Consider the following 22,789-nt stretch of genomic DNA (forward strand, 5'->3'; position numbering starts at 1 on the left):
TCAGGGCCGCCCGGTGACGACCGCGGTGACCGTGGACCCCGGGGCGAAGGCGCCCTCCCCGGCCAGCACGGTCAGCCCGTACAGGAGTTTGGCGACGTAGAGCCGCTCGACGGGCAGGCCGTGCCGGTCCTCGAAGTCGTCGGCGAAGGCGTGCAGCTCCGGCGGCGTACGGGCGTACCCGCCGAAGTGGAAGCGTTCGTCCAGGGACCACCGGCCGGCCGGGGCGCCGAACGCCTCCCGCTGCAGCTCGCGTACCGCCGCTCCCAGGAATCCGCCGCGCAGGACGGGGACGCCCAGGGCGCGCTGTCCGGGGCCGAGCCCGGCCGCCAGCCCCGCGAGGGTGCCTCCGGTGCCGCAGGCGACCGCCACGGTGCCGGCCGTCGCGCGGAGTTCGCGGCCGAGCTCTGTGCACCCCTGTGCGGCCAGCGCGTCGCTGCCGCCCTCCGGGATGACCAGGCACTCCCCGAAGAGGCTCAGGAGGCCCTCCAGGACCTCGGGGGCGGTCTTCGCGCGGTAGGTGGTGCGGTCCACGAAGTGCAGCCGCATCCCGTCGGCCGCACATCGGGCGAGCGAGGGGTTCAGCGGGCGGTGGGCCAGCTCGTCACCCCGTACGACGCCGACGGTGGGGAAGCCCAGCAGGCGTCCTGCGGCGGCCGTGGCCCGGAGGTGGTTCGAGTAGGCGCCGCCGAAGGTCAGGACGGTGCGGCCTGCGACGGACCGGAGGTTGAGGGCGAGTTTGCGCCACTTGTTGCCCGGCAGGTCCGGATGGATCAGGTCGTCGCGCTTGAGCAGCAGCGTCACGCCGTGGCGCGCGAAGCGCTCGTCCTCCGCCGGCTGCAGGGGCGACGGGAGCACCGGCCGCAGCCGGGAGAGGTCGGGCGCTTCGTCGTGCATGCCTCCATTGTGGGCCGCCCGTGCCGCCCTACTTCAGGCGGTCGTGGATGCGGTTACGCATCCCCGTCATCGAGAAGCCGCGCGGGTCGACCTTTCCGGGCTGCCACTCCCGGTGGCCGAGGACCGACGGTGCGTCCCAGCCGTGGAAGCGGCAGACCGCCGCCGCGGCCTTCTCGACGGCCTCGAGCTGGACGGCGGGCCAGGGGTCCTTCCCGTCGCCGAGGTTCTCGCACTCGAAGCCGTAGAAGTGACGGTTCCCGTCGGTGTTGGACTCGTTGTCCGACGGCAGGCGCTTCTCGGCGACGACGGCGCGCAGGACGTCGTCGTCGCCGAGACCGGCGTGGTTGGTGCGGCCGTAGCCGACCAGGTGGATCCGGCCGTCCTTGGCGATCACGCCGTGGCAGAGGGGGCCCGGCAGACCCGCGTGGCCGTCGCGGCAGATCTCGACGGTGCGGGCGGTGCCCTCCGTGACGGTGTGGTGGAGCATCACGCCGTGCACCGGGCCCCAGGGGCCCTGGCGGTCGCGGTTGTGCGTGCGCCAGTCGCCGACCTGGACGACGGTGAGTCCTTCGCCCTTGAGGGCCTTGAGGAAGTCGCTTGCGGACATCGGTGAGGACATGGCCGTCTCCTTCGTCGGTGGGGGGAACGTGTCCGGTACAGCGCTTGTACCGGAACCTGAGCCTCCGTCAAACCCGCCCCGGCGCTGTTCGTATCGTGTGCGATTCGGCCGGTTACCTCGCGGCCCCGGGCTGGGCCGGGCTCAGTCCTGCGCGAGCCAGAGGTCGGGGCCGAACACCTCGTAGTGGATGTCGGCCGCGGACACTCCCTTGTCCAGCAGTTGGGAGCGGACGGCGCGCATGAAGGGCAGCGGGCCGCAGAGGTAGGCGCGGGTGCGCGGGGCGACGGGGAGGCCGCTCAGATCGACCGTGCCGGTGCGGTGGGCGGGGTGGCCGGGCTCCGGATGCTCGTACCAGAAGTGGGCCGAGGCGTCCGGGAGTCCGCCGGTCAGCGCCGCGTGGTCCACGCGCAGCGCGTGGTCGGCCGGCGACCGGTCGCCGTGGACCACGGTGACGGGCGAAGGGTGCCCCTCCTCCGCCAGGTGCTCCAGCATCGACAGGATCGGCGTGCAGCCGATGCCGGCCGAGGCGAGGAGCAGCGGGGCGTCGTCGGTGCCGTCGAGCACCAGGTCCCCGTACGGAGCCGAGACGCGCAGCCGGTCACCCGGGCTCAGCCGCGCGTGCAGGTGCGCGGAGACCTCGCCCTCCGGGCCGTCCTCGCCCCGTACCCGCTTCACGGAGAACGTGCGGTGCCCGGCGCCGGTCGTTCCGGTGAGGCTGTACTGGCGTATCTGGCGGGCCCCGTCGGGGAGTTCCACCTGGACGGAGACGTACTGGCCCGGCCGGAAGCCGGGGGCCGGGGTGCCGTCGGAGGGGGTGATCCTGAAGGTGGCGACGTCCTGGGTGTCCTCGGCGCGGGAGGTCACCGTCCACTCGCGCCACACGTCGCCCGCGGCCACGGCCCGGTGCGCGTAGAGCCGTTCCTCGATCGCGATCAGGGCGTTGGCCATCAGCCAGTAGACCTCGTCCCAGGCCGCGGCGACCTCGGGCGTGACGGCGTCGCCGAGCACCTCGGCGATCGCGGCGAAGAGGTGGGTGTGCACGATCTCGTACTGAGGGGCGGTGATGCCCAGCGAGGCGTGCTTGTTGGCGATACGGCTCAGCATCACGTCGGGCCGGGTGTCCGGGTGTTCGACGAGCTGGGTGGCGAAGGCGGCGATGGAGCCGGCGAGCGCTTGGCGCTGGGCGCCGGACGCCTGGTTGCCCCGGTTGAACAGGTCACGGAGCAGCTCCGGGTGGGCTTCGAACAGCTTCCGGTAGAACAGGTCCGCTATGTCCCCGATGGCCGCCCCGACGGCGGGCAGGGTGGCTCGGACGGTGGCGGTCGAGGTCTCGGAGAGCATCGGGTGACTCCTTGGGGTGAGGGCCGTCTGGCGAACGGCCGTGTAATTGGTATATCGCATGCTTATTTTCAGTCATGCGTGGCAGGGGTTTCCGGCCATGCGCGGCAAGGGTGGTGCGCGTGGGCCCGCTCCCGGCTCAGCCGGGCGCGGGGCGGCCGCGGCTGATGCCGAGCAGCAGTGGGCCGGTGGGGGAGGCGACGAGATCGTCGATCGTGAGCGGGTCGAGCGAGGCGTAGAAGGCTTCTTCGGCCTGGCGCAGCGCCGAACGGAGCCGGCAGGCGGAACGCAGGGGGCACGGGGCGCTGCCCTCGCAGTCGACGACCTCGCCGGGTCCCTCCAGTTGCCTCACCAGGGCGCCGATCGAGGCCGACCGGCCCGCGGCGGTGAGGGTGAGGCCGCCGCCCCGGCCCCGCCGCGCGTCGACCAGGCCGAGGTGCTGGAGGCGGGCGACGACCTTCGCCGCGTGGGTGTACGGCACCTGCATGGTGGCCGCCACCTCGCGGGTGGTCGGCGGGTCGCCCCCCTCCGCCGTGACCGTCAGGCGCATGAGTACCCGGAGCGCCACATCGGTGAATCGCGTCAGCCGCATGGCGGCAGCGTAGATAAGTTGCATCTTGGATGCAACTTAGGTTGCCCGCCCGGCCTCCGCACGGGGGGCCGCGTCATCATGGAAGGTGCCGCCCCGTGACGGATGCGGGGCGCGCATGGGCAAGAGAGGTGGTCAGCGGCCGTGCCGAAGCCGAACGCAGCCGACGGGATACCGGCGAGCAAGGTCATCACCGACCCGGACAGCCTGGGCCGGTACGCGCACGACGAGGCCGAGTGGGCCCCGTCAGGGATGCCCCTCGCCGTCGTGCGGCCCCAGGACACCGATGAGGTGCGGGCCGTCGTCGCGTACTGCGTGGAGCACCGGATCCCGGTGATCCCGCGTGGCGCGGGTACCGGGCTGTCGGGCGGGGCCAACGCGGTGGACGGCGCCGTCGTCCTCTCCTTCGAGGACATGAACAGGATCCTGCGCATCGACCCGGTGGAGCGCCTCGCCGTCGTCCAGCCCGGCGTCGTCAACGACGACCTGCGCGCGGCCTGCGCCGGACAGGGCCTCTGGTACCCGCCGGACCCGGCGAGCTCCCCCTGGTCCACCATCGGGGGCAACGCCGCCACCAACGCGGGGGGCATGTGCTGCGTCAAGTACGGCGTGACCCGCGACTACGTGCTCGGGCTCGAAGTGGTCAACGGCCTCGGCGAGATCGTGCGGGTCGGCCGGCAGACCGCCAAGGGGGTGGCCGGGTACGACCTGTGCGGTCTGTTCGTCGGCTCGGAGGGCACCCTCGGAGTGATCACCGAGATCACCGTCAAACTGCGGGGCGCGCGGCCCGCGGAACGCACCGTGGCCGGCTTCTTCGACTCGGTCGTTGCGGCCGGCGACGCGGTGAGCCGGGTGACGGCGGCGGGCATCGTGCCCTCGGCGCTCGAACTCCTCGACCGGCACTGCCTGAAGGCCGTCGACGAGTGGAAGAACATGGGGCTGTCGGCGGACGCGAACGCGATCCTGCTCGGCCGCGTGGACACCCCGGGGGCCGCCGGAGACGCCGAGGCCGAGGCCGTCCGGGCCTGTTTCGCGGAGGCCGGCGCCGCCTGGGCCGAGGTCTCCACCGACCAGGCGGAGGCGGACGCCCTGTTCCAGGCCCGCCGACTGGCCTACCCGGCACTGGAGCGACTGGGGCCGGTCCTGACCGAGGACGTGGTCGTGCCGCGGGCCCGGGTGCCGCAGATGCTGGCGTGTGTCGAGGAGATCGCGGACCGACACGACGTCCTCATCGCCAACATCGCCCACGCCGGCAACGGCAACCTCCATCCCCTGATCATCACCGAGCCCGGCGACGACGCGGCCAGGGCCCGCGCCCAGCTCGCCTTCGAGGACATCCTCGACGCGGCGATCTCCTTCGGCGGCACGGTCACCGGAGAACACGGCGTGGGTCTGCTGAAGATGGGCGGCATGGGCCGGGAGGTGGGTCCGGTCAACCTCGCCATGCAACGCGCCGTCAAGGCGGCTCTCGACCCGCACGGCATCCTCAACCCCGGCAAGGTCGTCGTATCCGGAGCGCCGCTGGCGCGCTGACGGCTCCGCGTGGCTGTTCCTGTCGCGTCCTGTCGCAGCGGTTCGCCGAGCACCACGGGCACGCGCAGTGCCCGCTCGTCGCCCACGTCCGGAGCCGTGTCGCGAGTTCGATGAGCTGTTCGGATCTCGCTCGGGCTGTTCACGAGCGCCTCGACGCGGGCGACGTTCCCGGCCCGGGCCCGAATAGTCACACTCTTTTGTGTAATGGTGCATGACGTCCCTCGACTGCAAGTCTCGTCTCGCAGGTCAGCTCATGATCGAGAGGATGTCGGATGTCCGTTGGTGAAGAGGTTCGCGACACGCAGCCGCAGCCGCAGCAGAGTCTCGGCACAGCGGCTGCGCGGAACCTCACGACGACGACCAAGTCCGCCCCGCAGATGCAGGAGATCACCTCGCGGTGGCTGCTGCGCATGCTGCCATGGGTGCAGGTACAGGGCGGCACGTACCGGGTGAACCGCCGGCTGAGCTATTCGGTCGGGGACGGCAGGGTGACGTTCGTCCAGACGGGCGACCGGGTCACGGTCATCCCGGCCGAGCTCGGCGAGCTTCCCGCCCTGCGCACATTCGCCGACGAGGAGGTGCTGGCCGAGCTGGCGCGCAGGTGTGAACAGCGTGATGTCGCGGCCGGCGAGGTGATCGCCGCATCGGGGGACGTGGCGGACCAGGTCCATCTGCTGGCCCACGGCAAGGTCGAGAAGCTCGGTACGGGGCCGTACGGCGACGAGACGGTGCTCGGAGTCCTCGCCGACGGCGCCTACTTCGGCGACCAGGCCCTGATCGACGGCGGCGCGACCTGGACGTACACGGTCCGTGCGGTGACCGCCTGCACGTTGCTGACGCTGCGCCGGTCGGACGTGCTCAACCTCGCGGCCCGCGCGGACTCGCTCCGGGACCACCTCGCCGGGCTCCTCACCATCCCGCACCAGCGGACCAACCGCTACGGCGAGGCGGAGATCGACCTGTCGGCCGGCCATGCGGGAGAGAGCGTCATCCCGCACACCTTCGTCGACTACGAGTTGGCGCCCCGTGAATACGAACTGAGCGTCGCCCAGACCGTGCTGAAGGTCCACAGCAGGGTCGCCGACCTCTACAACCAGCCGATGAACCAGACCGAACAGCAGTTGCGGCTGACGGTCGAGGCGCTGCGTGAACGCCAGGAACACGAGCTCGTCAACAACCGGGAGTTCGGCCTGCTGAACAACTGCGACTACGGGCAGCGCATCCAGCCCCACGACGGGGCGCCCGGCCCCGACGACATGGACGAGCTCCTGTCGCGGCGGCGCGGATCGAAGCTGTTCCTCGCCCATCCGCGGGCCATCGCGGCGTTCGGCCGTGAGTGCAACAGGCGAGGCCTGACGCCGGAGAGCGTCGAGGTCGGGGGGCACCACGTGCCCGCCTGGCGGGGAGTGCCGATCTTCCCCTGCAACAAGATCCCCGTCACCGACGCCCGCACCACATCGATCATCTGCATGAGGACCGGCGAGGCCGAACAGGGCGTCGTCGGGCTCCAGCAGACCGGCATCCCGGACGAGATCGAGCCCAGCCTCTCGGTCCGCTTCATGGGCATCGACGAGCGGGCGATCATCTCCTACCTCGTGACGGCGTACTACTCCGCGGCCGTGCTGGTGCCGGACGCCCTCGGCGTCCTGGAGAACGTGGAGGTGAGCCGCCGGCGGTGACGTGCCCCGGGGCGCCGGCGGCAGCCGCCCCCGGGCCCGGCGGGCCGAGGCCGCGACCAGGGTGCCCCGTGGGCGCCCGGAAGGAGTGACCGTGACCATGACCAGTACGGATGCCGCGATGGAGGGGCGCAAGGCCGCCGCTCTCCTGGAGGACACCCGCAGCGCCGTCGACCCCCACCTCCGGGCAGCCGTCGGAACGCTCCCCGGGGCGATCCGACGGGTCGCCATGTACCACTTCGGCTGGCAGAACGCCGACGGGAGCCCCGCCTCCGGGCAGGCCGGCAAGGCCATCAGACCGGCGCTCGTCCTGGCTGCCGCCCGCGCGCTGGGCGGTGACCCGGAGGCGGCGATGCGGGCGGCCGTCGCCGTCGAACTCGCGCACAACTTCACCCTGCTCCACGACGACGTCATCGACGAGGACACGACCCGCCGGAACCGGCCCACGGCCTGGGCGGTGTTCGGAGTGCCGGACGCGGTCATCACGGGAGACGCCATGTCCTCCCTCGCCCTGCGGCTGCTGGCGGAAGACCCGCACCCGGCGTCAGCGCACGCCGCGGTACGGCTCTCCACCTGCGTCATCGAGCTGTGCGCGGGGCAGCAGGCCGACTGTGCCCTGGAGGACCGCAACCCCGGCGAGGTCACCCTGGACGAGTCCCTCGCCATGGCCATGGCCAAGACGGGCGCCCTGCTCGGCTGTGCCTGCGCTCTCGGCGCGCTCTACGCCGGGGCGGGGGAGCGGGCGGTCCGCGCCATGGACGGCTTCGGCCGGGAAGCGGGGCTCGCCTTCCAGCTCATCGACGACCTCATCGGTATCTGGGGGGAGACGGACCGCACGGGCAAACCGGTCGGGGCCGACCTGGCCGCCCACAAGAAGTCCCTGCCGGTGGTCGCGGCGCTCACCTCGGAGACCTCCGCCGCCGCCGAGCTCGCCGCGCTGTACCAGGGAGCCATGAACACCCCGGGGGAGCTGAGGAGCGCCGCAGACGCGGTCGAACGGGCCGGAGGCCGCGACTGGGCCCAGGCCGCCGCCGCGGACCGGATGGCCCGGGCCGTCCAGCACCTGTCCCGTGCGGTGCCCGCGCCGGAAGCCACGGGGGAGTTGCTTACCCTGGCCGAATTCGTCACCCGAAGGACCCACTGAACGGTGCTGCCCGTGACCTGGCCTTTGCTCCAACTCTAGTATCCGGTGCGTCAGTTGAGAGCGACGGCACGGAGTGAGGGAGGGGCCGGTCATGGGCGTACGCGTACGGCGGGCGAAACGGCGGGACAGGGACCAGGTCGTGCGGATCCTGGAGGAGGCCTTCCATGAGGACCCGGTCAGCAGCTGGGTCTTTCCCGACGAGGAGCACCGGCGAGCGGTGCACGGGAAGTTCCTCGGAGTCTTCGCGGACGTCACCCTGGACGGAGGCCGGGTCGACCTGCTGGAGGACGGTGCGGCGGTGGCGCTCTGGCTCTCCGTCCCGGCGGGCGTCCCGGAGGAGGACGACGACACTCCCGCACTCATGCGGGAGACGGCGGATCCGGACAACGAGCGGGCCGAGCTGGTGGGGAGGCTGACCGGAGCCGTCCACCCCCACGACCGGGCGCACGAGTACCTGTTGATGATCGGTGTCTCCCCGGAGCGCCAGGGCGAGGGGATCGGTGAGGCGCTGATGAGAGGGGTCCTGGAGCGTTGTGACCGGGAGGGCACCCCTGCCTATCTGGAGGCGAGCAGCGGGCGCAGCCGAGCTCTCTACGAGCGGCTCGGTTTCACCCTCATGGGGCGGACCGTGGACCTTCCTGACGGCCCGTCGATGTGGCCCATGTGGCGTGAGCCCCGGACCGGATGAGCGGGCCGCGGCCGGCGCCGGCACGGAAGGGGAGGGTGCCACCGGGGTGGCCCGGTGGCACGGGCTACAGTCCCTGCTCATGACAGATGAGTCGTGGGCAGGCTGGTACCGGGACCGTCAGGGTTCCGAGGCCGTCATTCTCACCACGGACGGACAGCAGCTCCGTATCCGCGTCCGGGGAACGGACTTCGAGGGCGAGAGCTTCGACGGACTGGCCCCGGTGGCGGGTGCGCCGGTCCAGGAGGGGCTCTTCGACCTGGTGGCCGGCGTGCTCGACGACTGCGTGCTGGAGTGGGATCTGCCCCTGCCGGTCCTTGTGTCCGGAACGGTCCGGCAGGCCACGCTCAGCTGCCTGCTGTCCCTGCGCCGGGCGGACCCGGACCTGTATCTCGCACTCCATCTGGACGGGGCGGTGTACGAGTCGAACCGCGCCGAGGGCGACTTCGCCGCAGCGCTGGCCACGGTCCAGCGGATCCTGCCGCCGGACATGCATCTGCAGACGTGCATAGCGTGCGCCTTCTCCGACTACTTCCCGGTTCCGACCCGCGGCCTGTCCGGCGGGCTCGCCTGCTTCCGCGGGGCGAAGGACGCCTACCGTGACGTGACGGGCGGGGACGACGTCGCCGGCCTCTGGGACCGGCGCACCGGATTCGTCCAGGAGATATGGAGCTGCCGGGAGTTCGAACCGCGCCCGGCCCACGGTGCCGGCACGGGCCACCGGGGTGCCTTCCCGCTCGAACTCGCCTGAGCCACGTCAGGGCGCAGGCGCCGTATCCTGCCGTGTCCGCGTGGGCACCCGGCACGTCGCCGCTCCCCCGGAGCGTGACTGCCGCACACCCGGGGCCGGAGAAGTTCCCCGTTCTGCCGACAGCGAGGTCCCGTTTCCCCCTTCCGCGCAGGAGGGCACGCTGACCCCATGAGGCTCTTGATGCTGGGCGGAACAGAATTCGTAGGACGCGCCGTCACCGACGCGTCTCTCGCACGCGGTTGGGAGGTCACCGTCTTCCACCGCGGCCGCCACGCCGCACCGGCCGGGGCCCGGGCCCTGACCGGTGACCGGACGACGGGCGAGGCGGGGCTGGCGGCACTGGCCGACGGCACCTGGGACCTGGTGGTCGACACCTGGAGCGGCGCGCCCTCCGCCGTACGGGACGCCGCCCGGCTGCTGGCGGGCCGGGCCGGCCACTTCAGCTACGTCTCCAGCAGGTCCGTGTACGCCTACCCCACTCCGGCAGGGCTCAAGGAGGACGGACCGGTGGTGACCGGGGCCTCCCCGGACGCCGGGGAGGACGTGTCGTACGCCCTGGCCAAGCGCGGCGGAGAGCTCGCCGCACTCGACGCCTTCGGCGACCGGGCCCTGCTGGCCCGGGCCGGACTGATCCTCGGCCCCGGGGAGAACATCGGCCGTCTGCCGTGGTGGCTGACCCGGACGGCCAGGGGCGGACCGGTCATCGCGCCGGGGCCACCGGACGCCCGGCTCCAGTACATCGACGCCCGGGACCTGGCGGACTGGCTCCTGAACGCCGCTGCGGACGGCCTGGGCGGGGCGTACAACACGGTGAGCCGGCCGGGGCACACGACCATGGGCGAGCTCCTGGACACCTGCGTCCGCGTCACCGGCTCCCGCGCCCGACTGCGGTGGACCGACCCGGAGGCCCTCCTCGCGGCGGGTGTCGAGCCGTGGACGGACCTCCCGGTCTGGCTGCCGGCCGGAGAACTCCACGACAGCCTGCACCAGGGCGATGTCACCAAGGCGCACGCCACGGGCCTGCGCTGCAGGCCCGTCGGTGAGACCGTCGCCGACACCTGGGCCTGGCTGTGTGAGCGCGGCGGGACCGCCCCGCAACGCCCGGACCGGCCCGCAGTCGGTCTCGACGCGCGGACCGAGGCGAAGCTCCTGTCGTCGCTCGACACCCCCTGAGCGCTTAGCGTGACCTCATGACCGAACACCTGCTGCACCTCACGGAAGAGCCCCTGTGGGAGGCCGCCCGCAGTGCGGGGACGTACGAGATGTCCACCCGGGGCCGCACCCTCCGCGAGGAGGGCTTCATCCACTGCTCGCTGCCCCACCAGCTCCCCGCCGTCGCCCGGGCGCTGTACGGCTCCGACGACGAGGGCCTGGTGGTCCTGGTCATCGATACGGGCCTGCTCCCGGCTCCCGTCCGGTACGAGGCCGTGCGGCCCGGCGGCGAGGAGTTCCCGCACATCTACGGGCCGCTGCCGACGGGCGCGGTCGTGGAGGTGCGCCCCTGGGCCCGGGACATGGCAGCGGAGACGGGGGAAGCGCGATGATCAGCCCGCTTGTCGCGGTGACCGGCGCGAGCGGCGCTGTCGGCGGCCGGGTGGCCGCGCGGCTGGCCCGGACCGGCGTCCCCGTGCGGCTCCTCGGCCGGGACCCGTCCCGGCTGCCCCGGCTGCCCGGAGCGACCGCCGCGCCCCCTGCCGCGTACGGCGACGGCCAGGCCATGCACCGCGCGCTGGAGGGCGCGCACACCCTGTTCCTCGTCTCGGCGCACGAGAGTCCGGACCGGGTGCTGGAGCACACCACGGCGGTGGACGCGGCAGTCGCCGCCGGCGTCGAGCGCATCGTGTACGTGTCGTTCCTCGGGGCGGCACCGGACGCGACGTTCACGTTCGCACGCGACCACTGGCACACCGAGGCGCACATCAGGATGACCGGGGTGCGCCACACCTTCCTGCGGGACAGCTGGTACCTCGCGGCGATCCCCGCGATGACGGGCTCCGACGGCGTCCTGCGCGGTCCCGGCGGCGAGGGGCGGGTCTCGGCCGTCGCCCACGAGGACATCGCGGACGCGGCGTCAGCGGTGCTGCTGGACGAGGGAACGGACCACGACGGCACGACGTACGACCTCACGGGCCCCGAGGCGTTCACCCTGGCGGAGGCGGCAGACGAACTGAGCCGGCGTACCGGCCGCACGATCCGCTACGCACCCGAGACCAGGGAGGAGGCCTACGCCTCCCGTGCCCACTACGGTGCCCCGGAGTGGGAAGTGGCCGGCTGGGTCACCTCGTACGAGGCGATCGCCGCAGGCGAACTGGAGACGGTCTCGGACGCCGTCCCCCTCCTCACGGGCCATCCGGCCCGGAGCCTGGCCGCCTTCCTCCAGGAGAACCCGGAGAGCTACCGCCATCTCCTGCCGGAGTCCTGAGGCGGTGGCCGACCCGGCTCCCGAACAGCCGGGAACAGCAGAAAAGCCCAACCGCACGGAGCGGCTGGGCTCTTCCGTTCACCCGTCCGACCCGGGGCGGAGCCTGGGTCAGCTGATCGGGTGATCAAGCCTTCTTGGTCTCCCAGAAGATCTTGTCGATCTGGGCGATCAGGTCCAGAGCCTTCTGGCCCGTGGCCGGGTCGTTCGAGCCCTTGGCCGCGGAGAGCGCCTTCAGGGTGTCGTTGACCAGCTGGTGCAGCTCCGGGTACTTCTCGAAGTGCGGGGGCTTGAAGTAGTCGCTCCAGAGCACCGAGACGTGGTGCTTCGCGAGCTCGGCGCGCTGCTCCTTGATCAGAACGGCGCGCGTGCGGAAGTCCGCGTCCTCGTTGGCCTGGTACTTCTCCTGGACGGCCTTGACGGACTCCGCCTCGATGCGGGCCTGGGCCGGGTCGTAAACGCCGCAGGGGAGGTCGCAGTGGGCGCTGACCTTCACCTTGGGGGCAAACAGGCGGGAAAGCATGGAGCTGTCCTTCCTCGTGATCGTCTTCTCAGGTGGGACATTACTCCGTAGGGAGCCTCTTTTTGCGGCTGCCCCCTTGGGCTTAGGCCAAAAGTCCGGGGTGAGGATGGGACCGGTGGCCGAAATGCGGAGCGGTACGCGCCGCCATGTGCTGGAGGATTGGACCGGGAGGTGCCAGAGATGCCGGAACCGGCGCAGGAACCGTGGAGGGGGCGGGCGGCGCGCAGGCCGTTCCAGGTGGTGGAGGTGACGGGGCCTTCGATGGTGCCCACGCTCTACCACGGGGACTGGCTGCTCGTGCAGCGCGGGGCGCCCGTGCGACCTGGGGACGTGGTGATCCTGCGTCACCCGTTCCAGCAGGACCTGCTGGTCGTCAAGCGGGCCACCGAGCGGCGCGACGGGGGCTGGTGGGTGCTGGGCGACAACGCGTACGCGGGCGGGGACAGCACGGACTACGGGGTGGTGCCCGAGGAGCTCGTGCTGGCCCGGGTCCGGGCCCGCTACCGGCCGCCGAGGAAGGATCAGCGGTCGGTGCTCGCGCTGCCGACCTGGGCGCTGTCCGCGGTGCGTCGCGTCTCGCCCGAGCGGTTCGTCTCCAGGCGCTTGCGGGCCCGGTAGGCCGCCACGTTGGCGCGGGTGGCGCAGCGGTCCGAGCAGTAGCGTCGCGAGCGGTTGGTCGAGGTGTCGAGGTAGGCGTTGCGGCACGGAGTCGCCTCGCACAGGCCGAGCCGGTCCACGCCGTGCGAGGTCAGGTGGAAGGCGAGGCCCATCGCCGCGATCGCGGCGAAGCCCGCCGTCGCGTTCGACGGATGGTCGGAGAGGTGCATGTGCCAGTCCGGTGTGCCGTCCTCGTCCCGGGTGTCGTGGCCGGAGATCTGGGGGCTCACCGGGAACTCCAGCAGCAGTGAGTTGAGCAGATCGACCGCGAGGGTCTCGTCGCCCCCGTCGGCGGCCTCGAAGACGGCGCGCAGCCGGGCCCGCACCGACCGGAAGCGGGTGACGTCCGCGTCCGTCGCCCGGCGGGCGGCCTGGGCGTTGGCACCGAACAGTTCACGTACGGACTCGACCGTGGTGAGTGAGTCCTTGCTGCGGGCCGGCTCCTCGGTGTTGACCAGACGCACGGCGTAGTCCGAGTAATAGGCCAGTTCCACTTGTAGTCCTTACGGTGTCGGTCTATGGTCGCTCCATCGACCAGCGTAATGGTCGATTGCGCTACGTGGGTGTTACCTGGAGGTTGGGATGGCGGAGACGGGCACCGACTGGCAGTCCTGGCAGGAGAGCTGGGACCGGCAGCAGGAGTGGTACATGCCGGACCGCGAGGAGCGGTTCCGAGTGATGCTGGACATGGTCGAGGCCGTGGTGGGGCCCGAACCCAGGGTGCTCGACCTGGCGTGCGGTACGGGCAGTATCACCGACCGGCTCCTCAGGCGGTTCCCGAACGCCACCAGTACCGGCGTCGACCTCGACCCCGCGTTGCTCGCCATCGCGCGCGGCACCTTCGAGGGGGACGACCGTGCCACCTTCGTGACCGCCGACCTGAAGGACCCCGCCTGGACGGAGCGGCTCCCGTACCCGTCGTACGACGCCGTGCTGACCGCCACCGCCCTGCACTGGCTGCACGCCGAGCCGCTCGCCGCACTGTACGGGCAGATCGGCTCGCTGGTCAGGGACGGCGGGGTCTTCATGAACGCGGATCACATGATCGACACCGACACCCCTCGCATCAACGCCGCGGAACGCGCCCACCGGCACGCCGCCATGGACCGGGCCCGGGCCGCCGGCGCCGTGGACTGGGCGGAGTGGTGGGCCCTGGCGGCGAAGGACCCGGCGCTCGCGGAGCCCACCGCCGAGCGGTTCGCGATCTACGGCGAGCATGCGGACGGCGACATGCCGTCCGTCCACTGGCACGCCCGCACCCTCCGCGAGGCCGGCTTCGGCGAGGCACGCGCCGTCTGGGCCTCACCGTCGGACAGCCTGGTGCTCGCGGTGAAGTAGAACGACGAGGAGGGCGGTACGGACCCGGTCCGTACCGCCCTCCTCGCACTGCTCGACGGGTTACAGCACCTTCGACAGGAAGGACTTCGTCCGGTCGTGCTGCGGGTTCGTCAGGACATCGCGCGGGTGGCCGGACTCGACCACGACGCCGTCGTCCATGAAGACCAGCGCGTCGCCGACCTCACGGGCGAAGCCCATCTCATGCGTGACGACGATCATCGTCATGCCGTCCTCGGCCAGGCCGCGCATGACGTCCAGGACGTCCCCGACCAGCTCCGGGTCGAGGGCCGACGTCGGCTCGTCGAAGAGCATCAGCTTCGGCTCCATGGCCAGGGCGCGGGCGATGGCCACGCGCTGCTGCTGCCCGCCGGAGAGCTGGGTGGGGTAGTTCTTCGCCTTGTCGGACAGGCCGACCCGGTCCAGCAGCCGCTCCGCGCGGGCCCGGGCAACGGCCTTGGCCTCGCCCTTGACCTGGATCGGCGCCTCCATGACGTTCTCCAGGGCCGTCATGTGCGGGAACAGGTTGAAGCGCTGGAAGACCATGCCGATGTCCCGGCGCTGCAGGGCGACTTCGCTGTCCTTGAGCTCGTAGAGCTTGTCGCCCTTCTGCCGGTAGCCGACCAGGTCGCCGTCGACGTACAGCCGCCCGGCGTTGATCTGCTCCAGGTGGTTGATGCACCGCAGGAACGTCGACTTGCCGGAACCGGACGGCCCGATCAGGCAGAAGACCTCTCGCGGGGCGACCTCCAGGTCGATGCCCTTGAGGATGTGCGCGGGGCCGAAGGACTTGTGTACACCCTCGGCCTTCACCATGGCGGTCATGCGGAAACACCTCCCGAGGGGCGGTTGCTGAAGGAGGCGAGACCGACCTTGACCCGCTGGAACGGGGTGAGCGGCAGGCTCCGCAGGGAACCACGGGCGTAACGGCGCTCCAGGTAGTACTGGCCCACGCTGAACACGCTGGTCATCACGATGTACCAGATGGAGGCGACGAAGAGCATCTCCATCACCGCGTACGAGGTCGAGCCGATCTGCGAGGTGGAGCGCAGCAACTCGTTGTAGGTGACCGCGTAGACCAGGGACGAAGTCTTCAGCATGTTGATGAACTCGTTGCCGGTCGGCGGGATGATCACCCGCAGGGCCTGGGGGAGGACCACGCGGCGCATGGTCTTCGCCTGGGTCATGCCGAGTGCGTGCGACGCCTCGGTCTGGCCCTCGTCCACCGACTGGATGCCCGCCCGGACGATCTCCGCCATGTACGCGGCCTCGTTGAGGGCGAGCCCCAGCAGGGCGCACATGAACGGCGTCATCACATCGGTCATCTCGTCCTTGTAGATGAACGGGATGTTGAGGACCGGGAAGATCAGTGCCAGGTTGAACCAGAGCAGCAGCTGCACGTAGACCGGAGTGCCGCGGAAGAACCAGATGTACAGCCACGCGACCCAGCTGGTCACCGGGTTCCTGGAGAGCCGCATGACGGCGAGCACCACACCCAGGACCACGCCGAGGACCATGGCGAGCACGCTGATCATCAGCGTGCGCCCGGCCCCGGCCAGGACGGTGTCGTCGAGCAGCTTGTCCTGAACCGCCTGCCACTGGATGTCGCCCTGGGAGAAGGCGTACACCAGGCCTGCGAGCAGGGCGAGGACGACCACGCCGCTGATCCAGCGGCCGTAGTGCCGGACGGGAACGGCCTTGATGGTCTCCGGTGCGACGGTGGTGGCCTTGGAGACGGGTGCGGCGGCCGATGGGCCGCCGGGCACCTTGTCGAACTTGTCAGTCACGGTGACTGCCCTTCGGTGGTGCGCCGGTCACTTGCCGCCGTTGATGGCGGCCTTGTCGATCGCGCCGGTTCCGGCACCCCACTTGTCGAGCACCTTCTGGTAGGAGCCGTCGGCGATGATCGCGTCCACGGCCTCCTTGAGCACGTCACGCAGCTCGGTGTTGTCCTTGTTCACCGCGATGCCGAAGGGGCCGGCGTCGACCTGCTCGCCGACGACCTCGAAGTCCTTGCCGCCACCGGCCTTGAGGGCCAGGTCGACCGCGACCGGGTAGTCGTTGACACCAGCGACGGCGCCGCCGGACTTCACCCGGGTCTGGGCCTCGGTGTCGTTCTCGAAGGACTCGATCTTCACGGCCTTCTCGCCGGCTTCCGTGCAGGCCTTCGACTGCTTCTGCAGGGCCTCTTCGTACGTGGTGCCGCGCTGGACCGCGGCGGCCTTGCCGCACAGGTCCTCGATGGACTTGATGCCCTCGGGGTTGCCCTTCTTGGTGTAGACGGCGGTACCCGCGAGGAAGTAGTCGACGAAGTCGACGCCCTTGCCGAGCTTCTTGCCGCTGTCGTCCAGGCCCTCCTGGCGCTGCTTGTTGTCCGTGATGGACGACATGGCGATGTCGTGGCGGCCGGTGTTCAGGGCGGTGATCAGGCCGTCGAAGGAGCCGGAGGTGAACTCGAACTTCACGCCGAGCTGCTTGCCGAGAGCTGCGGCGAGGTCGGGGTCGACGCCGACGATCTTGCCGTTCTCGACGGACTCCATCGGGGCGTACTCGGCGTTCGTGCCGACCTTGATGACGCCGGACTTCTGGTACTTCGCCGGAAGCTTGTCGAAGAGCGGGGCGCTGTTCGAAGCCGTGTCGCCACCGGCCTTCGTCGAACCGCTGTCGGTCTGGTCGCCACAGGCGGTCAGCAGCAGGGTGCCGGCGACCGCGACTGCGCAGACCGCGGCAATCCGGGACTTCGCGGCCGTACGACAGAGGGTGCTTGCGGTCATGATCGGAATCCTCCGGCGGTGAGGGAATACTGGTCAGGTGGGCACGCACGCACCTTCGAGTGTCGCCACCTTGTGTGATTAGGGCATCTTGCCATTCGGACTCGCCCAATCAGGGGGCTGGCCATGTCAAAATCGGGTAACGGGCGACCCCCGAAGCTCAACGGGCCGGTACGGCAAGGCCGGACCTTCTGCTGGAAAGTGCGTACATCCCCGGAGGATCTCCGGTGCGTCTCGACCTACGGACGGCCTTTATAGCCCTTAGTGGACTTGTCCAGATATTCGGCTATGAGTCATGTCACCGAGTCGATACCGACTCGTAAGAGGCCCGGTCCGTCCGGTATGAAAGACCTTTACACCCCTCATCCGGGGCTCAGGGCGCGTGTGCGGCGCGCCCGCGCGTATGTGTCTCCCCTGCCGGAGCGGGCCAACCGCTCGGTGCCGGGAACGTACGCGGTGCCCGCCCACCCCTCCTCAACCAGGAGTGGCCACCCTCAACTGATGAAGCCTTAAGGGGTCAACACAATGGCAGCGGAGATCGTCAATCCTCGCAGCGACAGCATCACGCACGGCACGGCCGATGCGGCAGGAGTCAGCAGTGCGGACGAGCCCTTCGACCCGGCCTTCGCCCTCCACCGCGGAGGGAAGATGGCCGTGCAGGCCACCGTTCCGATCCGGGACAAGGACGACCTGTCCCTCGCGTACACACCCGGCGTGGCCAAGGTGTGCAGCGCCATCGCCGAGAACCCTGAGCTCGTCCACGACTACACCTGGAAGTCGCAGGTCGTGGCCGTCGTGACGGACGGCACCGCCGTCCTCGGCCTGGGGGACATCGGTCCCGAGGCATCCCTCCCGGTGATGGAGGGCAAAGCGATTCTCTTCAAGCAGTTCGGCGGGGTCGACGCGGTGCCGATCGCGCTCGCCACGACCGACGCGGACGAGATCGTCGACACCGTCGTGCGTCTCGCGCCGTCCTTCGGTGGCGTGAACCTGGAGGACATCTCGGCGCCGCGGTGCTTCGAGATCGAGCGCAAGCTCCAGGAGCGGCTCGACATCCCGGTCTTCCACGACGACCAGCACGGCACGGCCGTGGTGACCCTCGCGGCGCTGCGCAACGCGGCGAAGCTGTCCGGCCGGACGCTCGGTGATCTGCGCGCAGTCATCTCCGGCGCCGGTGCGGCGGGTGTGGCCATCGCGAAGTTCCTGCTGGAGGCGGGCATCGGAGACGTCGCCGTCGCCGACCGCAAGGGCATCGTCAGCGGCGACCGCGACGACCTCACGGAGGTCAAGCGAGAGCTGGCGGGGATCACGAACCGGGCCGGCCTCACCGGTTCCCTGGAGACGGCGCTGGCCGGCGCCGATGTCTTCATCGGCGTCTCCGGCGGCACGGTCCCCGAGCCGGCAGTGGCCTCGATGGCGCCCGGCGCGTTCGTCTTCGCCATGGCCAACCCGAACCCCGAGGTCCACCCCGACGTCGCGCACAAGTACGCGGCCGTGGTGGCGACCGGCCGGTCGGACTACCCGAACCAGATCAACAATGTGCTGGCGTTCCCCGGCATCTTCGCGGGCGCACTCCAGGTGCGGGCCTCCCGGATCACCGAGGGCATGAAGATCGCTGCGGCGAACGCGCTGGCGGATGTCGTCGGCGACGAGCTGGCCGCCGATTACGTCATCCCCTCGCCGTTCGACGAGCGGGTCGCACCGGCGGTCACGGCCGCGGTGGCCGCTGCCGCCCGTGCGGAGGGTGTCGCGCGGCGCTGACGCCGTGCGGGGCGGGGTGCGGATCCCGCAGTGCGGGTCCCGCACCCCGCCCCGCCTCGTCCAGCTCGAAGTCCGGCCCGGCAACGGCCGGGTCGCGACCGGCGCGGCGCGTGTCACACGCCCGTGCGGTTACGTCACGTGGCGTCACGGCCTATCGTCGTCGCCATGTTCGCCGCCTACGCAGCCCGCATCGACCGTGACCGGCCCCTCGACGGGCTCGAACTGGGGGAACGCCCCGCGCCCGTGGCGCGGCCCGGGTGGAGCACCGTCCGGGTCGAGGCCGCTTCGCTCAACCACCACGACCTCTGGTCCCTGCGCGGCGTGGGCCTCGCCGAGGACAAGCTGCCCATGATCCTGGGCTGCGATGCCGCAGGCATCGACCAGGACGGCAACGAAGTCGTCCTGCACTCCGTCATCGGCCAGACCGGACACGGGGTGGGCCCGGACGAACCGCGGTCCATCCTCACCGAGCGGTACCAGGGCACCTTCGCCGAGCAGGTCACCGTCCCCAGCTGGAATGTGCTGCCCAAGCCGAAGGAACTCACCTTCGAACAGGCCGCCTGCCTGCCGACCGCCTGGCTGACGGCGTACCGGATGCTGTTCACCAACGCCGGTGTGCGGCCAGGCGACTCCGTTCTCGTGCAGGGCGCGGGCGGTGGTGTGGCCACTGCCGCGATCGTGCTCGGCAAGGCCGCAGGGCTGCGGATGTTCGCCACCAGCCGCGACGCGGGCAAGCGTGACCGGGCGGTCGAACTGGGTGCCGTCGAGGCCTACGAGCCCGGCGCGCGGCTGCCGAAGCGCGTCGACGCCGTCATCGAGACCGTCGGAGCCGCGACCTGGTCCCATTCGGTCAAGTCCCTGCGTCCCGGCGGCACTCTGGTCATCTCGGGCGCCACCAGCGGCGACCGGCCCTCGCATGCCGAACTGACCCGGATCTTCTTCCTGGAGCTCAAGATCGTCGGCTCCACGATGGGCACCAAGGACGAGCTGGAGGACCTGCTGTCGTTCTGCGCGGCGACCGGTGTGCGGCCCGTCATCGACACGACACTGCCTCTGGACCGGGCCCGCGAGGGATTCGAGCGGCTCGCGGAGGGCGACCTGTTCGGGAAGATCGTGCTCACCGCCTCGTGACCGCTGCGGAGCTGGGGCCGCTGCCCAGGAATCGCTGAGCCGGAAGCGCTCTGTCGGGTGGCGAGAGCTCTGTCAGCAGCGAGAGCTTGTCAACGGTGATTGACAGATCCTGCGTGTCAACGTAAGTTGACGTTATGACCGAAGCAACGGATCTCGCCGCACGTGCCGGTGACCATGACCCGCGCGTCGGGTTGCGGGCCGTCGCCGCGCTGCGGCGGCTGCTGGAGCAACTCGAAGCCGTCCAGGTGAGAAGTGCCCGCGTCCAGGGATGGTCGTGGCAGGAGATCGCTGCCGAGCTGGGTGTCAGTAGGCAGGCCGTGCACAAGAAGTACGGGAGGCATTGATGTTCGAGCGATTCACCAAAGGCGCCCGAGCCACCGTGACCGGCGCGGTGACCCACGCGGAGCGGGCCGGGGCGGACTCGGTCACCGAGGAACACCTCCTGCTCTCGCTGTTGGACCAGGAGTGCGGCAGGACGTCCCTCGCCCTCGCCTCCCTCGGAATCGCCGGCCGGCGCGCTTCGGTGGAGGAGGCGCTCGCGCAGGCACGCCGTCGCGGAGGGCTCACCAAGGCCGACACCGAGGCGCTCGCCGACATCGGCATCGACGTGACCGAGATCGTGGCCCGGGTCGAGGGCGCCCACGGCGAAGGAGTCCTGGCGGGTGATCGCGGCAACCGCCGGTGGTGGTCCGGACGCCGCCCCTTCACGGGTGGCGCCAAGGGCATCCTGGAGAAGTCCCTGCGGGTCGCCCTCGGGCGAGGCGACCGTTTCATCGGCGAGGAGCACCTGCTGCTGGCCCTGACCGCCTGCCCCGGTGTCGTCGCCGATGCGCTCGCCGAGAACGGCGTGACCTACGAGACGGTGGAGCGCGCGCTCTCCGGGCAGCCCGGGGAGGGCAGGGCCCGGGCGAGCTGAGACCGGGCCGCGCCCCACCGGGCGGTGATGCCCCGGGCAGGCGCGGCCCGGCCGGCCGCCGAGCGGGGTCAGGGCCTGCCGGAGGCGTCCTTCGTCCCGTCCGCCGACCCGCGCAGCAGCGAGCCGATGCGTGTCGCGGCTGTGGCCAGGTGGCTGCGGGCCTCCGAGAGCTGGGCCTCGGTCACGCCGTGGTCCCGGGCCGCGTCGCGGATGTCGTCCCGGAAGCGGTCCAGCAGTCGGTCCAGGTCGCGGGCCGGATCGCCGGTGGCCGTCGTGTCGGCGGCCCACTCGATGTCCGGCTCCTCGGGTGCCGGGCGGCTGTACGAGGGCCAGGAGCCGGTTTTGGCGAAGTTGCCGAGCTGGCCGGTGATCTCGGCCAGTCCGTCCCGCACACCCGCGGGCCAGTCCCCTCGGGCGAAGTGTTCCTGGACCTGGCGCGCGGCGTTCTGCATCTGCTCCCGCGCCTTCTCGTGTGCCTCCTGGGCCTGGCGCCGTGCCTGCTCCGCGTCCTCACGGGCCTTGCGGGACTCGTCCTTCGCCCTGCGGGCCTGCTCCTTCCATTCCTGCTTGGCCTTGCGCAGTTCCTCCTTGGCCGTGCGCCAGGCGTCGTTGTCCCCGAGGCCGGTGGGGTCCCAGCCGCTCCGGCCGGTGCCGGTGGTGTGCTGGGACTCGGATGCGGCCGCGCGCATCTCGCTCCGGAGCCGGCCCGCCGCGCCCCGTACGTCGTCGCGTATCTCTGCCGCCAGCTCGGAGACGGACTCGCGGATCTCCAGCTCCAGATCGGCCAGTTCACCGCCGCGGCCGGCCAGCTCGTCCCGCCCGGCATCGGTGATGGAGTAGACCTTGCGGCCACCCTCGGTGGCGTGGGTGACCAGCCCCTCGGCCTCCAGCTTGGCCAGGCGCGGATACACGGTGCCCGCCGAGGGGGCGTACAGCCCCTGGAAGCGCTCCTCCAGAAGCCGGATCACCTCGTATCCATGGCGGGGAGCCTCGTCCAGCAGCTTGAGGAGGTACAGGCGCAGGCGGCCATGGGCGAATACGGGAGCCATGTCAGAGCGCCTTTCCGGTCGTCGGCTCGGTATCGGGCGCGCCGTCCTGGGCGGGTGGGCGGCGCAGCAGGGCGATCGACCCCGAGACGGTGGTGGCCTTCAGCTTGCCCGTGCCCGCCCCCAGCGTGCCGGTGATCTTCTTCGCGCCCCACTGGCCGCCCACGCGCAGGTCCTCGAAGGCGTTGGAGACGGTGCCGCTCGCGGTGTTCGCCTCCACCTTCGCGTCCGCCGGATGAGGCAGCCGGATGGCGATCTCGCCGGAGACCGAGCTCAGTCTGATGTCGGTCGGCTTCGGAGAGGTGTCGAGGTCGAGCACCATATGGCCGGTGACGGACTCCGCCCGGACCGAGGTGCCCGCGCCCTCGACGACCGTCAGATCGCCCGACACGGACTGGAAGCGGAGGTCGCCGGTGACGGACTGTGCCTCCAGGCCGCCGGAAACGGTCTCGGCCCTGACGGCACCGGAGAGGCCCACCAGGGTCGTGGCTCCGGAGATGCCCCGCAGCTCGGCTCTTCCCCGGATCCCGGAGACGACCGCCTCGGCGCCGATCGAGCCGACTTCCACGGAGGCGTCGGCCGGCACGGCGAGTGAGACCGTGGCGCTACGGCGCGCGGCCCTGCGGTCGAGCCAGGTGAGCAGGCCGTGCCACGGCAGGTCCTCGTAGGTGACGGTGAGGACACCGCCCTCCAGCGTCACGATCAGCGGCGGTCCCTCGATCGCGGACACTTCCAGCCGCGCCGTCGGCTCGTCGGTGCCGACGACATTGATCGCGCCGTCGACGATGCGCACCTTGAGTGCTGTCACGGAGGCGTCGAGGACGAGCTTCCGGGGCTCGGCGACGGTCCACGTCGACTCGGGCATGGGTCTGACCTCCCGCTGGGTGGCGTGACGCAACATATCGCGTCTTCTCGATACACGATATATCGCGGTTCGGTGAAGTCAAGGAGAAGCCTGGACGGGAATCGGAAGGGTGGTCGCCACGGGCTGGCCGAACGGG

The 22,789-nt window shown here is 71.0% G+C and carries 25 protein-coding genes; 14 read left to right on the forward strand and 11 right to left on the reverse strand.

Annotated elements, in window-relative coordinates:
* The 4 genes from ABT001_RS25560 to ABT001_RS25575 form a co-directional block, all read right to left on the reverse strand.
* Entirely contained in the window at window positions 1-894 is an 894-nt protein-coding gene (locus ABT001_RS25560; protein ID WP_351281764.1) for a 1-aminocyclopropane-1-carboxylate deaminase/D-cysteine desulfhydrase, read from the reverse strand.
* Between the two features lie 28 nt (window positions 895-922).
* The gene (locus ABT001_RS25565; RefSeq protein WP_351281766.1) at window positions 923-1,513 is read right to left on the reverse strand and encodes an N-acetylmuramoyl-L-alanine amidase; all 591 of its coding nucleotides are present in this window, start codon (window positions 1,511-1,513) and stop codon (window positions 923-925) included.
* 141 nt (window positions 1,514-1,654) lie between these two features.
* Window positions 1,655-2,854 (reverse strand): globin domain-containing protein, encoded by a 1,200-nt coding sequence (locus tag ABT001_RS25570; protein WP_351281769.1) that lies wholly within the window; start codon window positions 2,852-2,854, stop codon window positions 1,655-1,657.
* Between the two features lie 136 nt (window positions 2,855-2,990).
* Window positions 2,991-3,443: an RrF2 family transcriptional regulator gene (locus tag ABT001_RS25575; RefSeq protein WP_351281772.1), complete on the reverse strand. Its 453-nt coding sequence runs from the start codon at window positions 3,441-3,443 to the stop codon at window positions 2,991-2,993.
* Between the two features lie 102 nt (window positions 3,444-3,545).
* Here ABT001_RS25575 and ABT001_RS25580 point away from each other — a divergent pair, with 102 nt between their 5' ends.
* The 8 genes from ABT001_RS25580 to ABT001_RS25615 all read left to right on the forward strand — a co-directional run bounded on the left by ABT001_RS25580 (window position 3,546) and on the right by ABT001_RS25615 (window position 11,651).
* The gene (locus ABT001_RS25580; protein WP_502967519.1) at window positions 3,546-4,973 is read left to right on the forward strand and encodes an FAD-binding oxidoreductase; all 1,428 of its coding nucleotides are present in this window, start codon (window positions 3,546-3,548) and stop codon (window positions 4,971-4,973) included.
* Window positions 4,974-5,245: 272 nt separating this feature from the next.
* Complete coding sequence (locus tag ABT001_RS25585; protein ID WP_351281777.1) at window positions 5,246-6,652, forward strand: family 2B encapsulin nanocompartment shell protein; 1,407 nt, start codon at window positions 5,246-5,248, stop codon at window positions 6,650-6,652.
* 97 nt (window positions 6,653-6,749) lie between these two features.
* A complete protein-coding gene (locus ABT001_RS25590) occupies window positions 6,750-7,793 on the forward strand; it encodes a family 2 encapsulin nanocompartment cargo protein polyprenyl transferase (RefSeq protein ID WP_351281779.1) in 1,044 nt (347 codons plus the stop codon).
* Window positions 7,794-7,884: 91 nt separating this feature from the next.
* Window positions 7,885-8,481: a GNAT family N-acetyltransferase gene (locus tag ABT001_RS25595; protein WP_351281781.1), complete on the forward strand. Its 597-nt coding sequence runs from the start codon at window positions 7,885-7,887 to the stop codon at window positions 8,479-8,481.
* A 79-nt stretch (window positions 8,482-8,560) separates the two neighbouring features.
* Window positions 8,561-9,229, forward strand: a complete 669-nt coding sequence (locus ABT001_RS25600; protein WP_351281784.1) for a DUF6304 family protein — start codon at window positions 8,561-8,563, stop codon at window positions 9,227-9,229.
* Between the two features lie 168 nt (window positions 9,230-9,397).
* Window positions 9,398-10,402 carry an NAD-dependent epimerase/dehydratase family protein gene (locus ABT001_RS25605; RefSeq protein WP_351281787.1) on the forward strand — a complete coding sequence of 335 codons (1,005 nt, stop codon included), beginning with the start codon at window positions 9,398-9,400 and terminating at the stop codon, window positions 10,400-10,402.
* Window positions 10,403-10,419: 17 nt separating this feature from the next.
* Window positions 10,420-10,773 (forward strand): DUF952 domain-containing protein, encoded by a 354-nt coding sequence (locus tag ABT001_RS25610; protein WP_351281789.1) that lies wholly within the window; start codon window positions 10,420-10,422, stop codon window positions 10,771-10,773.
* Window positions 10,770-11,651 (forward strand): NAD(P)H-binding protein, encoded by an 882-nt coding sequence (locus ABT001_RS25615; protein ID WP_351281791.1) that lies wholly within the window; start codon window positions 10,770-10,772, stop codon window positions 11,649-11,651. The genes ABT001_RS25610 and ABT001_RS25615 overlap by 4 nt, the downstream gene beginning before the upstream one ends.
* A 124-nt stretch (window positions 11,652-11,775) precedes the next feature.
* On the opposite strand, the gene sodN is transcribed toward ABT001_RS25615, so the two are convergent.
* Window positions 11,776-12,171 (reverse strand): superoxide dismutase, Ni, encoded by a 396-nt coding sequence (sodN, locus tag ABT001_RS25620; protein WP_033298259.1) that lies wholly within the window; start codon window positions 12,169-12,171, stop codon window positions 11,776-11,778.
* Between the two features lie 180 nt (window positions 12,172-12,351).
* On the opposite strand from sodN, the gene sodX reads away from it, so the two are divergent.
* Window positions 12,352-12,789 carry a nickel-type superoxide dismutase maturation protease gene (gene sodX / locus ABT001_RS25625; RefSeq protein ID WP_351281794.1) on the forward strand — a complete coding sequence of 146 codons (438 nt, stop codon included), beginning with the start codon at window positions 12,352-12,354 and terminating at the stop codon, window positions 12,787-12,789.
* Here the strand turns inward: sodX and ABT001_RS25630 are convergent.
* Window positions 12,693-13,322 (reverse strand): CGNR zinc finger domain-containing protein, encoded by a 630-nt coding sequence (locus ABT001_RS25630; protein WP_351281797.1) that lies wholly within the window; start codon window positions 13,320-13,322, stop codon window positions 12,693-12,695. The two genes, sodX and ABT001_RS25630, sit on opposite strands and share 97 nt — an antisense overlap.
* 88 nt (window positions 13,323-13,410) lie before the next feature.
* Here ABT001_RS25630 and ABT001_RS25635 point away from each other — a divergent pair, with 88 nt between their 5' ends.
* Window positions 13,411-14,166 (forward strand): class I SAM-dependent methyltransferase, encoded by a 756-nt coding sequence (locus ABT001_RS25635; RefSeq protein WP_351281799.1) that lies wholly within the window; start codon window positions 13,411-13,413, stop codon window positions 14,164-14,166.
* Between the two features lie 60 nt (window positions 14,167-14,226).
* Here the strand turns inward: ABT001_RS25635 and ABT001_RS25640 are convergent, their stop codons facing one another.
* The 3 genes from ABT001_RS25640 to ABT001_RS25650 are packed head-to-tail and all read right to left on the reverse strand — an operon-like array spanning window position 14,227 to window position 16,937.
* On the reverse strand, window positions 14,227-14,988 hold the full coding sequence (locus tag ABT001_RS25640) for an amino acid ABC transporter ATP-binding protein (protein WP_351281801.1): 762 nt from the start codon (window positions 14,986-14,988) through the stop codon (window positions 14,227-14,229).
* The gene (locus ABT001_RS25645) at window positions 14,985-15,950 is read right to left on the reverse strand and encodes an amino acid ABC transporter permease (RefSeq protein ID WP_351281803.1); all 966 of its coding nucleotides are present in this window, start codon (window positions 15,948-15,950) and stop codon (window positions 14,985-14,987) included. Before ABT001_RS25645 ends, ABT001_RS25640 begins: the two co-directional genes overlap by 4 nt.
* Before the next feature lie 27 nt (window positions 15,951-15,977).
* On the reverse strand, window positions 15,978-16,937 hold the full coding sequence (locus tag ABT001_RS25650) for an ABC transporter substrate-binding protein (protein ID WP_351281806.1): 960 nt from the start codon (window positions 16,935-16,937) through the stop codon (window positions 15,978-15,980).
* A 522-nt stretch (window positions 16,938-17,459) separates the two neighbouring features.
* On the opposite strand from ABT001_RS25650, the gene ABT001_RS25655 reads away from it, so the two are divergent.
* The 4 genes from ABT001_RS25655 (at window position 17,460) to ABT001_RS25670 (ending at window position 20,742) form a co-directional block, all read left to right on the forward strand.
* A complete protein-coding gene (locus ABT001_RS25655; protein WP_351281809.1) occupies window positions 17,460-18,695 on the forward strand; it encodes an NAD(P)-dependent malic enzyme in 1,236 nt (411 codons plus the stop codon).
* A 165-nt stretch (window positions 18,696-18,860) separates the two neighbouring features.
* Window positions 18,861-19,826, forward strand: coding sequence for a zinc-binding dehydrogenase (locus ABT001_RS25660; protein ID WP_351281812.1), 966 nt, complete (start codon window positions 18,861-18,863; stop codon window positions 19,824-19,826).
* Between the two features lie 134 nt (window positions 19,827-19,960).
* Complete coding sequence (locus tag ABT001_RS25665; protein ID WP_033298277.1) at window positions 19,961-20,170, forward strand: sigma factor-like helix-turn-helix DNA-binding protein; 210 nt, start codon at window positions 19,961-19,963, stop codon at window positions 20,168-20,170.
* Window positions 20,170-20,742, forward strand: coding sequence for a Clp protease N-terminal domain-containing protein (locus ABT001_RS25670; RefSeq protein ID WP_351281815.1), 573 nt, complete (start codon window positions 20,170-20,172; stop codon window positions 20,740-20,742). The genes ABT001_RS25665 and ABT001_RS25670 overlap by 1 nt, the downstream gene beginning before the upstream one ends.
* A gap of 68 nt (window positions 20,743-20,810) precedes the next feature.
* On the opposite strand, the gene ABT001_RS25675 is transcribed toward ABT001_RS25670, so the two are convergent.
* Window positions 20,811-21,791, reverse strand: coding sequence for a PadR family transcriptional regulator (locus ABT001_RS25675; RefSeq protein WP_351281818.1), 981 nt, complete (start codon window positions 21,789-21,791; stop codon window positions 20,811-20,813).
* A 1-nt stretch (window position 21,792) separates the two neighbouring features.
* Entirely contained in the window at window positions 21,793-22,653 is an 861-nt protein-coding gene (locus tag ABT001_RS25680; RefSeq protein WP_351281820.1) for a DUF4097 family beta strand repeat-containing protein, read from the reverse strand.
* Window positions 22,654-22,789: the final 136 nt, after the last annotated feature.

Source organism: Streptomyces sp. NPDC002793, from assembly GCF_040295485.1.
GTDB lineage: Bacteria > Actinomycetota > Actinomycetes > Streptomycetales > Streptomycetaceae > Streptomyces.